Genomic DNA, 14,542 nt, shown 5'->3' with positions numbered 1-14,542 from the left:
AATTCATCCGAACGGGGGTCTCTCCGAACCGGCCTCCAGCCGGAGAGATTCACTCGAACGGGAACAGGTCACCCGCGCGCCTTCCGCCGGACGAGTCCCGAGTCCCCGCCGACACGACGGCCCCCGCGAGGCCGTCGTCCCGTCACCCGTCACCCGTCAGCTGTGCGTGCGCAGCAGCGTCCGCATCGTCCTCATCGCGACCGACAGATTCGCCAGATCGAACGCGTCCGAGTTCTGGATCTCCTCCAGCGTCGCCCGCGCACGGGAGAGGATCGGCGCGTTCTTCTGCTCCCACGCGGTGAAGCGCTCCTCGGGCGTCGAGTTCCCGTTGCCCACGGTCAGCACATCCGCGGTCAGGGCGGCATGCGCCGCGTACAGGTCCTCGCGGATGGCGGCCCGCGCCATCGACTGCCAGCGGTCGGCCCGCGGCAGCTCCACGATCCGGTCCCTGAGCTGGGTGATCGACAGCCGCTCACCGAGGTCGTAGTACACCTCGGCGACGGAGAGCGGGTCCTGTCCCGTACGGTCCGCGATCGCGACGATGTCGAGCGTCGGGAAGGCGGACGAGAACCCCGCCACCCGTACGGCGAGTTCCTCGGGAACGCCCGCGTTCGTCAGCTCCGCCAGGATGCGCTGGTACCACTCCATCTCCGCGCCGCGCAGCATCGTGGGCAACTGCGCCCAGACCCGCTCGACCCCCGCCGCGAAGAACTCGATGGTGCCGGCGATCTCCAGCGGCTGCGGCCGGTTGCCCAGCAGCCAGCGCGTACCGCGCTCGACCAGTCGGCGCGAGTGCAGTCTGATCCGGGTCTGGACGGCGGCCGGGACCTTGTTGTCCAGCGCCTCCACGGCGTCCCAGACCGCGCCGAGACCGAAGATGTCCCTGGCCGAGGCCTGGGCCCGGACGACCTCCTCGATCGAGGCCCCGGTCTCCTCGCGCAGCCGGTGCAGGAAGGTCGAACCACCGCTGTTGACGGTGTCGTTGACCAGGACCGTCGTGACGATCTCACGGCGCAGGGCGTGTGTGTCGATCCGGTCCGGGAACCGCTCGCGCAGCGCCGAGGGGAAGTACGCGTGCAGCAGCTTGCGCAGATACGGGTCGTCCGGCAGATCGGTGTGGATCAGCTCGTCGGCCACCGTGATCTTGGTGTACGCGAGCAGCACCGCGAGCTCCGGCTGGGACAGGCCCTTGCCGGTGTTGAGCAGTTCACGGATCTGCCGGTCGCTCGGCAGGAACTCCAGCGCCCGGTCGAGATGCCCGTCCCGCTCCAGCCTGCGGATGAACCGGTGGTGGGCGTGGAGGAGGGACGGCGACTGGGCGGAGCCGTTGCCGAGGGCGGTGTTCTGCGCGTAGTTGTTGCGCAGCACCAGCGCGCCGACCTCGTCGGTCATCTCGGCGAGCAGCTTGTTGCGCTGCTTGACGGTCATGTCGCCTTCGGACACCAGCCCGTTCAGCAGGATCTTGATGTTCACCTCGTGGTCGGAGGTGTCCACACCCGCGCTGTTGTCGATGGCGTCGGTGTTGACCTTGCCGCCCTCGCCGCCCGCGCCGCGCCGCGCGAACTCGATCCGGCCGAGCTGGGTCAGCCCCAGATTGCCGCCCTCGCCGACGACCTCGACCCGAAGGTCCTCGCCGTTGACGCGGATCGCGTCATTGGCCTTGTCGCCGACATCGGCGTTCGACTCGGTGGAGGCCTTGACGTACGTACCGATTCCGCCGTTCCACAGCAGGTCCACCGGGGCCTGGAGGATCGCCTTCATCAGCTCGGCGGGCGTCAGCTTGGTGACTCCCGGCTGGATCCCCAGGGCATCGCGCACATGCGCGTTGACCGGGATCGACTTGGCGGTCCGGGGGTGGATACCGCCGCCCTGCGAGAGCAGTCGTTTGTCGTAGTCGGCCCACGAGGAGCGCGGCAGCTCGAACATCCTGCGGCGCTCGGCGTACGAGGTGGCCGCGTCCGGGTGCGGATCGAGGAAGATATGCCGGTGGTCGAAGGCCGCCACCAGCCGGATGTGCTCGGAGAGCAGCATGCCGTTGCCGAACACGTCACCGGACATGTCGCCGACGCCGACGACCGTGAAGTCCTCGGACTGGGTGTCGTGGCCCAGCTCACGGAAGTGCCGCTTCACCGACTCCCAGGCGCCACGGGCCGTGATGCCCATGCCCTTGTGGTCGTAGCCCGCGCTGCCGCCGGAGGCGAAGGCGTCCCCGAGCCAGAAGTCGTAGGCGAGCGCGACCTCGTTGGCGATGTCGGAGAAGCTCGCGGTGCCCTTGTCCGCGGCGACGACCAGATAGGTGTCGTCCTCGTCGTGGCGGACCACATCGGCCGGCGGCACGACCTCGCCCGCGACCAGGTTGTCGGTGATGTCGAGCAGCGCCGAGATGAAGATCTTGTACGAGGCGATGCCCTCGGCCAGCCAGGCGTCCCGGTCCACGGCCGGGTCGGGAAGCTGCTTGGCGACAAAGCCGCCCTTGGCGCCCACCGGCACGATCACGGTGTTCTTGACCATCTGCGCCTTGACCAGGCCGAGGACCTCCGTACGGAAATCCTCACGCCGGTCGGACCAGCGCAGACCACCGCGGGCGACCTTGCCGAAACGCAGATGGACGCCCTCGACCCGGGGCGAGTACACCCAGATCTCGAACGCCGGCCGGGGCGCGGGCAGATCGGGGATGGCCTGCGGGTCGAACTTCATCGACACATAGCTGTGGTACCCGCCGCCCTGCTTCCTCCCGCCCTTCCTGTCGCCGCGCCCGTCGGCGCTCTGGAAGAAGTTGGTGCGGAGCGTGGCCTTGATGAGGGTGAGGAAGGACCTGAGGATCCGGTCCTCGTCCAGGCTCGCGACCTGGTCGAGGGCTCCGTCCAGCTCCTCCAGCATCGCCTCCGTCAGCTCCGTACCGGCGCGCTGGCGCTCCGGCGACATCCGGGCCTCGAAGAGGGAGACCAGCAGCCGGGTGGTGTGGACATTGCTGCGGAGGGTGTCCTCCATGTAGTCCTGGCTGAAGGTCGTGCCCGACTGGCGCAGATACTTGGCGTAGGCACGCAGCACCATCGCCTGCCGCCAGTCCAGACCGGCGCTCAGGACCAGGGAGTTGAAGCCGTCGTTCTCCGCCGCGCCCGTCCAGACCGCGGCGAAGGCGTCCTGGAAGCGCTCACGGGCGTCATCGGCGAGATAGTCGCCGTCGGCGCCGCCCAGCGGCATCCGCAGACCGAAGTCGTAGATCCACGCCGTCGAACGGTCCGCGCAGCGCAGCTCGTACGGCCGCTCGTCGACGACCTCGACACCGAGCCGCTGGAGCACGGGAAGGACGGCGGAGAGGGAGACCTGCTCGCCCGAGCGGTAGATCTTGAAGCGGCGCTCGCCCGGTCCCGCGCCGACCGGCTCGTAGAGGGAGAGCGAGAAGTCCGACTCCGCCTTGTCGAGGGCCTCCAGATGGACCAGGTCCGCGACGGCGGCGCGCGGCGAGTGGTCGGCCTTGTATCCCTCCGGGAAGGCGTTGCCGTAGTGGCGCAGCAGCTCGGCGGCGCGCTCCTCGCCGCATTCGGCGTTCAGCGCCTCGCCGAAGGCGTCGGACCAGGAACGGGCGGCCTCGACGAGCCGGGCCTCGATCCGGTCGGTGTCGGCGTCGGTGAGCTTGGCCAGTTCGGTGCCCCGGGGGACCCGGACCACGAAGTGAAGCCGCGAAAGAATCGATTCTGTGTTCCAGGCGGTGAAGTCGACGCTGGAGCCGCCCAGTTCCTCCTTGAGGATGTCGATCAGCCGCAGCCGGACACCGGTGGTGTAGCGGTCGCGCGGCAGATAGACGAGGGCCGAGTAGTAGCGCCCGTACTCGTCCTGGCGCAGATAGAGCCGCAGCCGCCTGCGCTCCTGGAGGTAGAGCACGCTGGTGACGATCGAGCGGAGCTGGTCGACCGGTGTCTGGAACAGCTCGTCGCGCGGGTAGGTCTCCAGGATCTGGAGCAGATCGCGGCCGTCATGGCTGTTGGGCGAGAAGCCCGCGCCCGCCAGCACCTCGTCGACCTTGCGCCGGATCACCGGGACGCGCCGTACGGACTCGGTGTACGCGGCCGAGGAGAAGAGCCCCAGGAAGCGCCGCTCGCCGACGACATTGCCCTTGTCGTCGAACTTCTTCACCCCGACATAGTCGAGATAGCCCGACCGGTGCACGGTGGCGCGGCTGTTGGCCTTGGTGAGGACGAGCAGCTTGTGCTCGCGGGCCTTGGCGCGGGCGTCGGCGGGCAGCCGACTGAAGGAGGGGCTGACCGGGTGGTCGTCGTCCTCGGTGTGCTGGGGGTCGGAGCGCAGCACACCGAGTCCGGTACCGGCCACGGCGGACAGGGCGTCGGAGTCCGTGAGCTGATACTCGCGGTACCCCAGGAAGGTGAAGTGGTCGGCGGCGAGCCAGCGCAGCAGCTCACGGGCCTCCTCCACCTCCTGGTCACGCAGATCGTCGGCGGTCGGCTCGGTGGGCAGTTCCTCGGCGATGCGCAGCGCGGCGTCGCGCATCTTCTCCCAGTCCTCGACGGTCTCGCGGACGTCGGACAGGACACGGAGCAGATCGGAGGTCATCTGCTTGAGATCGGCGCGGTCGGTCTCGCGGTCGATCTCGACATGGATCCAGGACTCGACGAGCACATCGTGCGCGCGTTCCGCCTCGGCCTCGCTCCCCTCGGGAAGCACTTCGATCAGCTTGCCGGTGACATCACGGCGTACGACGACCTGCGGGTGGATCACCGCGTGGATGCCGCGGCCCTGCCGGGAGAGCTCGTTGGTGACGGAGTCGACGAGGAACGGCATGTCGTCGGTGACGACCTCGACCACGGAGTGGCTGCACGTCCAGCCGTTCTCCTCGACCGACGGGGTGTGCACCCGCACGCTGGCCGTCCCCTGGGGACGGTGCCCCGCCAGCCGGTAGTGCGAAAGCGCCGCGCCGAGGATGTCGACCGGGTCGCGGTCGGCGAGGTCCTCGGGTGCGGTGTGCAGGTAGTAACGCTGGAGGTACGCGCGCAGCGCCCCTTGGCCGAGGCCGGCGGGTTCGCCCGCGGCGTCGGTACCGTCGCCGGCGAGGCCGCCGGGACCGCTCCTGCGGCCCTTGCCATGAGGCCCGGCCGCTGCCTCGTCCTTCCGGGGGCCGCCCCCCAGCCCCCCGGTCCACCCCGCCGGGCTGTTCTCAGCGGCCCGAGCCGCCTGTTCCAGCAGCTCGGCCTTGGCTTCGTCCAGCTTGGTCTGCATGTCCTCTGGCTCCTGTCGCGCGCCGTTGCGTGACGTAGGTGAAGGAAGCGACGCAACGCCACGACGCGGGGTTTCCGGTCGAGGTCGACGTTATGCCGCGATGAGAGATGTCCGGGGCGTTATTGGCCAATTTTGGCGACCGGTCCGGATCCTGGCGATCAGCGATCACCCGGACGCTGTGGCGCTCCGGGCACGGGCGGGGAGCCTCGCTGCTCCCACGGCTTATCGCGCTGATCACCGCCCAAGGTTATCGCTCCTCCCCGGGGAGCCGTCATGAGCCGCATGTGTACAAAAGAGGGCCAATAAGTTTGACACTCCGGACAGCGACACGGACCGCGCCGACCGGGACGGGAGGCGGTCGGCGGGACGACACTGGTCGGCAGTCGGACAGATCGCCCCACCCTTCCGGGAGCAGTCATGGCAGCCAAGGTTCTGATCGTCACCGGCGACGCCGCCGAGTCCCTCGAAGTCCTCTATCCCTACCAGCGTCTGCGCGAGGAGGGGTACGAGGTCCATATCGCGGCGCCGTCCCGCAAGAAACTCCGGTTCGTCGTCCACGACTTCGAGCCCGGCTTCGACACCTACACCGAGAAACCCGGCTACACCTGGCCCGCCGACCTGGCCTTCTCCGAGGTCGACCCCACCCAGTACGCCGCTGTCGTCATCCCCGGGGGCCGCGCTCCCGAGTACCTCAGGGGCGATCCGGAGCTGCGCAAGATCCTCAAGTCCTTCTTCGACGCCGACAAGCCGGTCGCCCAGATCTGCCACGGCCCGCTGCTGACCGCCGCCCTGGGCGAGCTGGCCGGCCGCCGGGTGACCGCCTATCCGGCGCTGGAACTCGACATGCAGGCGGCCGGTGCCACCTTCCAGGACAGCGAGGCGGTCGTGGACGGCAATATCGTCTCCTCCCGCGCCTGGCCGGACCACTCGGCCTGGATGCGGGAATTCCTGACGATCCTCCGGGCGAAGGCCCCGCTGGCCTGAGCCACGCCGGCCAGGGCCGCCCCGAGACCGCACCGGGACCGCACCGCGGCGGCCCGCGGTGGCGGGCAGCGGCCGTCGGCCCGCCCGTACCGTCGGCCGCTGCCCGTCACCGCCCGCAGCCGCGCAGAAGGCGGGCGGGGCCGTCCGGCGCGGTGACGCTTCAGCGCGTCACAGGTCCCGCGCCGTCGCGACCGCCTCCGCCAGCGTGTCCACCACCGGAACGCCCATCGTCTCCAGGCCGGCCCTGCTGTTCGTACCGCCGGTGTAGAGCACGGCGCGGGCGCCCACATGCGCCGCCGCCACCGCGTCGTCGACCGCGTCGCCGATCACCACCGTGCGCTCGGCGGATATCGCGCCCACGGAGGCCAGCGCGGTCAGATGGCGCTCCATGTACAGCGCCTTGCTGCCGCCGGACGGCCCCGTGCGTCCGTCGACCCGGAGGAAGTGGCTCTCGATCCCGTACCCCCGCACCGTGGGAACGAACTCCTCGTGCCCGTACATGCTCAGCAGCGACTGGCTGCGGCCGTCCAGCCGCCACTGGGCCAGCAGCTCCTCGACGCCCTCCGTCAGCGTGCACGCCGCGCGCCGCTCGGTGTAGTAGCGGTGGAAGGCCGCGTCCATGACGGTCCACTCCGCGTCGCTCGGCAGGCGGCCCATCATCCGCTCGTAGAACCGCGGGATCGGTACGCAGTACAGCTCGCGGTAGCGGTCGAGGGTGATGGGCTCCAGGCCGATGTCCGCGAAGGCGGCGTTCGTCGCCCCGATGACCGCGTCGATGTCGTCGAGAATCGTGCCGTTCCAGTCCCAGACCAGATGCGTGTTCTGCTTCCCCATGGCAGAAACCGTACCGGCCGGGTACGACAACGGTCCTGGCCGAGGCCGCCGACGGCCCGAGGCCCCCGGCGCTCAGCCGATGAGGTTCGGAATCTCCTGGACCCCGTACCAGAGCAGTTCGTGGTCCTCCGCGCCGTCCACCGTGAACTGGGCGTCGTCGTCCCCGTGGTCCGCCGCGCCCAGCGCCGCCGCCGCGGCCGACACGTCCTCCTCCGCCTCGTCGGAGTCGACATGCACCGCCGCCGCCTTCGTCAGCGCGATCGCCGAGGCGATCCGCACCTCGCCCAGCGCCCCCGCGTCCAGTCCGCGGTCCGGGTCCGACACGGCTTCCTTGTCGGGTACGTCGGCCGCGAGGACCACCCGGCGCCGCCCCACGCCCGGATCGGCGGCGAGCAGCCGGAGCGAGGCGGCGGCGGCCCGGTTCAGGGCCGCGTACTCCAGCTCCTCGATGTCGTCGGAGACGTACCACTCACGCAGTCCCGGGGTCACGGCATAGGCGATCAGCGGCCCCGGTCCGGCCTCGCCCGTCTTGTGCGCCTCTGCGAGACCGGACAGGGTCAGGGGGACATAGACGCGCATGAGGTGGCCGCTTTCATCGTCGGGAGAGCACTCAGGATACGTCCGGGAGTCCCTCTTCGGGGTGACGCTCATGAGCTTCCGGGCGTCCACCGAGGTCCGCGCCCCGCCCCGCCCTCCGGCCCGGCACCGCGCCCGGATCACACGGATAGGTGATTCCGGCACTCCGTGCCCCGTCGGCGTACCCGCCTTGCGGGCGTGCCTTCACGCCCCGTAAAAGATCCCACACCACAAGTTACCGACCGGTATCGGACCGGACGGGCAGAACGGGGGCGATCTGCGTGAAGACCACCGGCACCATCCGCACCACCGCACGCACCGGCACCACCGCACGCACGGACACCACCGTGCGCGTGAAGTCCATCACTCCCAGCGGCGCCAGGGCGGACCGCGCGGCGGCCAGGACCGTCGCGGGGGCGCGGCCCCCGGGCAGGCGCGACCAGCGCGGGCCCGGCACCCCACGTCCGCGGCGGAGCCGGCATGTCACCCCGCACGAACTCTTCGCGGAGCGTCTGCTCGCCGTCCTCAGCGGCCGTCGCCCGGTGCACTGGATGCTCGGCCAGACCATCGGAGAGGCGTACGAGCAGCTCGTGCGGCTCGCGCCCGGCACCCCGCTCAGGGCCCGGGGCGTGCTCCCCGTCATCCGTACCTGCCACGGCTTCCAGCCACGGCCCGGTGTGATCGAGGCCTGCGCCAGCATCGCCGCCGGGGAGCAGGTCCGCGCCATGGCCTTCCGGCTGGAGCAGAGCGCCGATCTGCGCTGGCGCTGCGCCGCCGTCGAACTCGGCGGCGAACGGACCACGGAACGGGCCACGGAACGGACCGGCGAGTGGACAGGCGAACGGACCGACGCCCGAACCGGCGGCCGGAACTGACCCGGGACCGACCCGGAGCCGATCCGAAAGCCATGCGGCGGCGCACACGGGGACGGGCCGGGGCGCACAGTGAGTGCGCGCCCCGGCCCGTCCCCGGCGATCCGCTCCGGTCCGCCTACCGCTTACTTCTTGCGACGACGGCCGCCGCTGCCGCCGCCCTTCTGCGCCTTACGGCGCTCGGCGCGCGTCAGCCCGTCCGTCGTGGACCGGGTCGGCCCGTCCGCGTTCTGGAAGTCGCCCTCGACGATGCCGCCCTCCCCGTCCACGGTGGGCGCGGAGAAGTGCAGCCGGTCGGGCCGCTGCGGCGCGTCGAGCCCCTTGGCGCGGATCTCCGGCCGGGCCGTGCCCGCCGCCACCGCGTCCTGCTTGGTGAGCGAGGGACGCTCGGCCGCGTCCTGCACCGGAACCTCCTCGACCTGCTGCTCGACCTGGACCTCCAGGTTGAACAGATAGCCGACGGACTCCTCCTTGATGCCGTCCATCATGGCGTTGAACATGTCGAAGCCCTCGCGCTGGTACTCGACCAGCGGGTCCTTCTGGGCCATCGCGCGGAGGCCGATGCCCTCCTGGAGGTAGTCCATCTCGTAGAGGTGCTCACGCCACTTGCGGTCCAGGACGGAGAGCACCACGCGCCGCTCCAGCTCACGCATGATGTCCGAGCCGAGCTGGTTCTCACGCTCCTCGTACTGCGCGTGGACGTCGTCCTTGATGGACTCCGCGATGAACTCGGCGGTGATCCCGGCGCGGTCGCCGGCCGCCTCCTCCAGCTCCTCGACGGTGGCCTTCACCGGGTAGAGCTGCTTGAAGGCGCCCCACAGCCGGTCGAGGTCCCACTCCTCGGCGAAGCCCTCGACGGTCTCCGCCTGGATGTACGCGTCGATCGTGTCGTCCATGAAGTGACGCACCTGCTCGTGCAGGTCCTCGCCCTCCAGGACTCGGCGGCGCTCGCCGTAGATGACCTCGCGCTGCCGGTTGAGGACCTCGTCGTACTTCAGGACGTTCTTACGCGTCTCGAAGTTCTGCTGCTCGACCTGCGACTGCGCGGAGGCGATGGCGCGCGTCACCATCTTGTTCTCGATGGGGACGTCGTCCGGCACATTGGCCATGGCCATGACCCGCTCGACCATCTGCGCCTTGAACAGCCGCATCAGGTCGTCGCCGAGCGACAGATAGAACCGGGACTCGCCCGGGTCTCCCTGACGTCCGGACCGGCCTCGGAGCTGGTTGTCGATACGGCGTGACTCGTGCCGCTCGGTGCCGAGGACATAGAGCCCGCCGAGCTCCTTGACCTCCTCGAACTCCGCCTTGACCGCCTGCTCGGCCTTCTCCAGCGCGGCGGGCAGGGCCGCCGCCCACTCCTCGACATGCTCAACGGGGTCCAGACCGCGCTGGCGCAGCTCCGCCTCGGCCAGATCGTCGGGGTTGCCGCCGAGCTTGATGTCCGTACCACGGCCGGCCATGTTCGTGGCGACGGTGACGGCGCCCTTGCGGCCGGCCTGGGCGACGATCGTCGCCTCCCGGTCGTGCTGCTTGGCGTTGAGCACTTCGTGCTGGACGCCGCGCTTGTTGAGCTGCTGCGAGAGGTACTCGGACTTCTCGACCGAGGTGGTGCCGACCAGGATCGGCTGGCCCTTCTCGTGCTTCTCCGCGATGTCGTCGACGACCGCGGCGAACTTGGCGACCTCGGTGCGGTAGATCAGATCGGACTGGTCCATCCGGACCATCGGCCGGTTCGTCGGGATCGGCACGACGCCCAGCTTGTAGATCTGGTGGAACTCGGCGGCCTCGGTCATGGCCGTACCGGTCATACCGGAGAGCTTGCCGTAGAGGCGGAAGAAGTTCTGAAGGGTGATCGTGGCGAGGGTCTGGTTCTCGTCCTTGATGTCCACCCCTTCCTTCGCCTCGATCGCCTGGTGCATGCCCTCGTTGTAGCGGCGGCCGGCCAGGATACGGCCGGTGTGCTCGTCGACGATCATGACTTCGCCGTCGATGACGACATAGTCCTTGTCGTTCTTGAAGAGTTCCTTGGCCTTGATGGCGTTGTTCAGATAACCCACCAGCGGGGTGTTCACCGACTCGTACAGATTGTCGATACCCAGCCAGTCCTCGACCTTCGAGACGCCCGGCTCATGGATGGCGACGGTGCGCTTCTTCTCGTCGACCTCGTAGTCGCCGGTCTCCTCGATGCCCTTGAGCGGATTGCCCGCCTCGCCCCTGGTCAGCCGGGTGACCAGCTTGGCGAAGTCGCCGTACCACTTGGTGGCCTGGTCGGCGGGTCCGGAGATGATCAGCGGCGTACGGGCCTCGTCCACGAGGATCGAGTCGACCTCGTCGACGATCGCGTAGTTGTGGCCGCGCTGGACCAGCTCCTCCTGCGACCACGCCATGTTGTCGCGGAGGTAGTCGAAGCCGAACTCGTTGTTCGTGCCGTACGTGATGTCGCAGGCGTACTGCTCGCGGCGCTGCGCGGGCGTCATGTTCGCCAGGATGCAGCCGACTTCGAGGCCGAGGAACTTGTGGACGCGGCCCATCATCTCGGAGTCGCGCTCGGCCAGATAGTCGTTCACCGTGATCAGGTGGACGCCCTTGCCGGACAGCGCGTTCAGATAGGCGGGCAGCGTGCCGACGAGGGTCTTGCCCTCACCGGTCTTCATCTCGGCGACAAAGCCGAGGTGCAGCGCGGCGCCGCCCATGAGCTGGACGTCGTAGTGACGCTGGCCGAGGACGCGCTTGGCCGCCTCGCGTACGGTCGCGAAAGCCTCGGGGAGCAGGTCGTCCAGGCTCTCGCCGTCGGCGAACCGCTCCTTGTACTCGGCGGTGAGCGCCCTCAACTCGGCGTCGGAGAGGCTCACGAAGTCCTCTTCGATGGAGTTGACCTGGTCCGCGATGCGGTGCAGTTTGCGCAGGATCTTGCCTTCGCCTGCACGCATGAGCTTGTTGAAGACGGACACTGAGGTTGGTCTCCTTGCCGGTCGGGCCTGGCACGTGGGTCGGATACGGACACGGGCGCGGGCACGGCAGGCGGGCCCCACCGCAACGGCCATCGTAAGCGAGGACCCGCCTGTGCCGGGAGGGCCGCCGTCACGCGGGTCTGCTGTCACCCGCAAGAAGAACGCGCGGAACCCGCCGAAGGTGCCGGTGCGACGGGAAAAGTAGTCGTGACAAGGAGCACGCCCCGGCAGAATCCGGGCATGGAACCCCTGATCCTCACCACCGGGCGGCTGCGGCTCCGGCCGCCGTCGCCCGCCGACACCGACGACATCCTCGCGGCCTGCCAGGATACGGAGATCCAGCGGTGGATACCGGTGCCCTCGCCCTACGAACGGCAGCACGCGGAGGACTTCACCGGGCGGATGGTCCCGGACGGCTGGAGCCGGGACACGGAGTACACCTTCGCCGTGGAGCCGCGCGGCGGCGGCCCCGTGATCGCCGCGCTCAGCCTGCACCACCCACGCCCCGGCACCTGGGAGGTCGGCTTCTGGACGGCCAGGGAGCACCGGGGCCGCGGCTATATGACGGAGGCCGTGACGGCGGTGGCCCGCTGGGCCTTCACCGCACTGGCCGCGGAGCGGCTGGAATGGCGTGCCGAGGTGGGCAACGCGGGCTCGCGGGCCGTCGCGGAGAAGGCCGGTTTCGCGGTGGAGGGAGTGCTGCGCGCGGGGCTGCTCAACAAGGGCACCCTGCGTGACTGCTGGATCGGCGCGCTGCTCCCGTCCGATCTGGGGCTGCCGAGCGTGCATCCCTATCTGCCCGCGCGGGGAGTGCGGGCGGATACGGCGGAAAATGGCCCCGCCCCGGTTCCGGACGTACCCGCCCGGACCTGAGTGTCAGTGGCGCCGTCTATCGTGCGGACCATGACGACTGTGCCACCCGCCGCCGAGCTGTCCGCCGACGACGCCCGCCGTATAGCACTGCGTGCCCAGGGATTCCTCGGCGCGCCCGACCGGCGTGGCGGCGTCCGGGGCGTTCTGCGCCATCTCGGCGCCGTCCAGCTCGACACCATCTCGGTGCTGGCGCGGTCGCACGAGCTGATTCCGTACGCACGGCTGGGCGCCGTCGGCCGCAGGAAGGTCGAGGACGCCTACTGGACGCCCGCGCCCGTCGGAGGACCGTCACCGAGCCCGCACGCCTTCGAGTACTGGTCCCACGCGGCGTGCATCCTGCCGATCGAGGAGTGGCCGCACTTCGCCTTCCGCCGCCGCGCCTACCGCGCCCGCCCGCACTGGGAACACAAGCTGACCGACGGCGCGTACGAATCGGTGATCAAGCAGTTGCGCGTGGAGGGCCCGCTGACCGCCACGGAGCTGGGCGGCGCCAAGAACGGCGGCCCGTGGTGGGACTGGTCGGAGGCGAAGGTCGCCGTCGAGCGCGCGCTGATGCTCGGCGAGGTCGTGTGCACCGGCCGGCGCAGCTGGAAGCGGGTGTACGACCTCGCGGAGCGCGCCGTCCCCGACGCGCTCCTCCATGACGATCTGGACGACCGGGAGTGTCTGCGCCGGCTCGTCCAGCTCGCGGGCCGGTCGCTCGGCGTGGGCACGCGCGCCGATATCGCGGACTACCACCGTCTCAAGGGCGAGCAGTTCGACGCCGTGGTCGCGGACTCGGGACTGATGCCGGTGACGGTCGAGGGGTGGGGCAAGCCCGCCTGGGCCGATCCCGAGGCGCTGGCCAGCGTTCCCCGCGGACGGCACCGTACGACCCTGCTGTCACCGTTCGACTCGCTGATCTGGGAGCGTTCCCGCACGGAACGGATCTTCGGCTTCACCCACCGGCTGGAGGCCTATACGCCCAAGCCCAAGCGGGTGTACGGCTACTTCGCGATGCCGCTGCTGTCCGGCGGCAGACTGCTGGGCCGTGTCGACCCGGCGCGCGAGGGGAAGACGCTGGTGGCCAAGCAGGTCTCCCTGGAGACCCGCAAAGCCGTGCTTCCCATGGCCCAGGCCCTGCGGGAAGCGGCGGAGTGGGTCGGCTGCTCGGACGTACGGGTGGAGCGGGTACGGGTGGCGCAGGTGGACGCACCGGAGCTGCGCGTCCCTCTGGCCGACGCGCTCACCGCCGTCTGACCGCCGCCCGACCGCCGTCCGGCTCTTCGGTGACCGGCTCAGCGGATTTCGAGAATCTTCTCCCGCATCGCGTAGACCACGGCCTCCATCCTGGAGTGCAATTGCAGCTTCTCCAGGATGTTGCGGACATGGTTCTTCACGGTGTTCTCGGAGATGAACAACTCCTTGGCGATATCACGGTTGTTCATTCCTGTGGCCACCAGCTTGAGGACTTCCAGTTCACGGTCGGTCAGCCGTGGCGCGGGGACAAGTCTCCGCTCGTCGGTCCGCTGAATCATCGACTTGAACTCGGTCAGCAGCTTGGACGCCATGGACGGACTGATCTGTGACTGTCCGTCGGCCACGGCGCGGATGGCGGTGGCCACCTCGTCGGTGGAGATCTCCTTGAGGAGATAGCCGGTGGCGCCGGCCTTGATCGCGTCGTAGAGGTCGGCCTCCTCGTCGCTGATCGTCAGCATGATGATCTTGGCACTGGGGGCCACTTCCTTGATGGAGGTGCAGGCCTCGATACCGCCGCGCTTGGGCATCCGTACATCCATCAGCACGATGTCCGGCAGCAGATCGGCTGCCTTGTCCACGGCCTCCGCGCCGTCGCCCGCCTCGCCGATGACCTGGATGTCCTCCTCCTGGGCGAGGACGATCTCCAGTCCACGGCGGAAGAGGGCGTGGTCGTCCACGACAAGGACCCGGATGGGCTCCTTGCGGGAGCCGCCCCGTTCCGTGTCGGCGTCGGACCGGGCGCCGCCGACCGTGTCATCGGCATCGTCCGCGCTGTGCACCGGTCCGAAGCTGTCCGCCATCGTTCCTCCCCCTGAAGGCCGTGGTCCGAGTTCACAAGAGCCGGCCAACCGCAGTTCGCAGACCACTTGTTGGCTTGCGACGCCATGATTTCATGCCTGGATGACAGAGCGGTGATCCTTCGGTCCGCACGCCGGTGCCCCTGAGGCGCGGGGGGCGCTCAGGGGCACCGCCGGA

9 protein-coding genes are annotated in these 14,542 nt (G+C 69.6%); 4 read left to right on the top strand and 5 right to left on the bottom strand.

Annotation, left to right across the window (positions count from 1 at the left end; translation table 11 throughout):
* Positions 1-156: 156 nt before the first annotated feature.
* Positions 157-5,235, bottom strand: coding sequence for an NAD-glutamate dehydrogenase (locus tag OG214_RS24785; RefSeq protein ID WP_405985995.1), 5,079 nt, complete (start codon positions 5,233-5,235; stop codon positions 157-159).
* Positions 5,236-5,652: 417 nt separating this feature from the next.
* Between OG214_RS24785 and OG214_RS24780 the strand changes: the two genes are divergently transcribed.
* Positions 5,653-6,219, top strand: coding sequence for a DJ-1/PfpI family protein (locus OG214_RS24780; protein WP_363081366.1), 567 nt, complete (start codon positions 5,653-5,655; stop codon positions 6,217-6,219).
* A gap of 168 nt (positions 6,220-6,387) precedes the next feature.
* Here the strand turns inward: OG214_RS24780 and OG214_RS24775 are convergent, their stop codons facing one another.
* Positions 6,388-7,053, bottom strand: a complete 666-nt coding sequence (locus tag OG214_RS24775) for an HAD family hydrolase (RefSeq protein ID WP_405985994.1) — start codon at positions 7,051-7,053, stop codon at positions 6,388-6,390.
* Positions 7,054-7,125: 72 nt separating this feature from the next.
* On the bottom strand, positions 7,126-7,632 hold the full coding sequence (locus OG214_RS24770) for a DUF6912 family protein (protein ID WP_363081368.1): 507 nt from the start codon (positions 7,630-7,632) through the stop codon (positions 7,126-7,128).
* A gap of 359 nt (positions 7,633-7,991) precedes the next feature.
* Here OG214_RS24770 and OG214_RS24765 point away from each other — a divergent pair, with 359 nt between their 5' ends.
* Complete coding sequence (locus OG214_RS24765) at positions 7,992-8,504, top strand: Rv3235 family protein (protein WP_405987608.1); 513 nt, start codon at positions 7,992-7,994, stop codon at positions 8,502-8,504.
* 122 nt (positions 8,505-8,626) lie between these two features.
* On the opposite strand, the gene secA is transcribed toward OG214_RS24765, so the two are convergent.
* The gene (gene secA / locus OG214_RS24760; RefSeq protein ID WP_363081369.1) at positions 8,627-11,455 is read right to left on the bottom strand and encodes a preprotein translocase subunit SecA; all 2,829 of its coding nucleotides are present in this window, start codon (positions 11,453-11,455) and stop codon (positions 8,627-8,629) included.
* A gap of 240 nt (positions 11,456-11,695) precedes the next feature.
* On the opposite strand from secA, the gene OG214_RS24755 reads away from it, so the two are divergent.
* Both OG214_RS24755 and OG214_RS24750 read left to right on the top strand, forming a co-directional pair.
* Positions 11,696-12,328: a GNAT family N-acetyltransferase gene (locus tag OG214_RS24755; RefSeq protein WP_363081370.1), complete on the top strand. Its 633-nt coding sequence runs from the start codon at positions 11,696-11,698 to the stop codon at positions 12,326-12,328.
* 30 nt (positions 12,329-12,358) lie between these two features.
* Positions 12,359-13,567: a winged helix-turn-helix domain-containing protein gene (locus OG214_RS24750; protein WP_405985993.1), complete on the top strand. Its 1,209-nt coding sequence runs from the start codon at positions 12,359-12,361 to the stop codon at positions 13,565-13,567.
* Between the two features lie 38 nt (positions 13,568-13,605).
* On the opposite strand, the gene OG214_RS24745 is transcribed toward OG214_RS24750, so the two are convergent.
* Positions 13,606-14,367: a response regulator transcription factor gene (locus OG214_RS24745; protein WP_093603980.1), complete on the bottom strand. Its 762-nt coding sequence runs from the start codon at positions 14,365-14,367 to the stop codon at positions 13,606-13,608.
* Between the last annotated feature and the right edge of the window lie 175 nt (positions 14,368-14,542).

The sequence above is a fragment of the Streptomyces sp. NBC_00872 genome, from assembly GCF_045161915.1.
GTDB lineage: Bacteria > Actinomycetota > Actinomycetes > Streptomycetales > Streptomycetaceae > Streptomyces.
The sequence above is the reverse complement of the archived record's forward strand: the minus strand, read 5'-3'. Positions and strand labels throughout refer to the sequence as shown.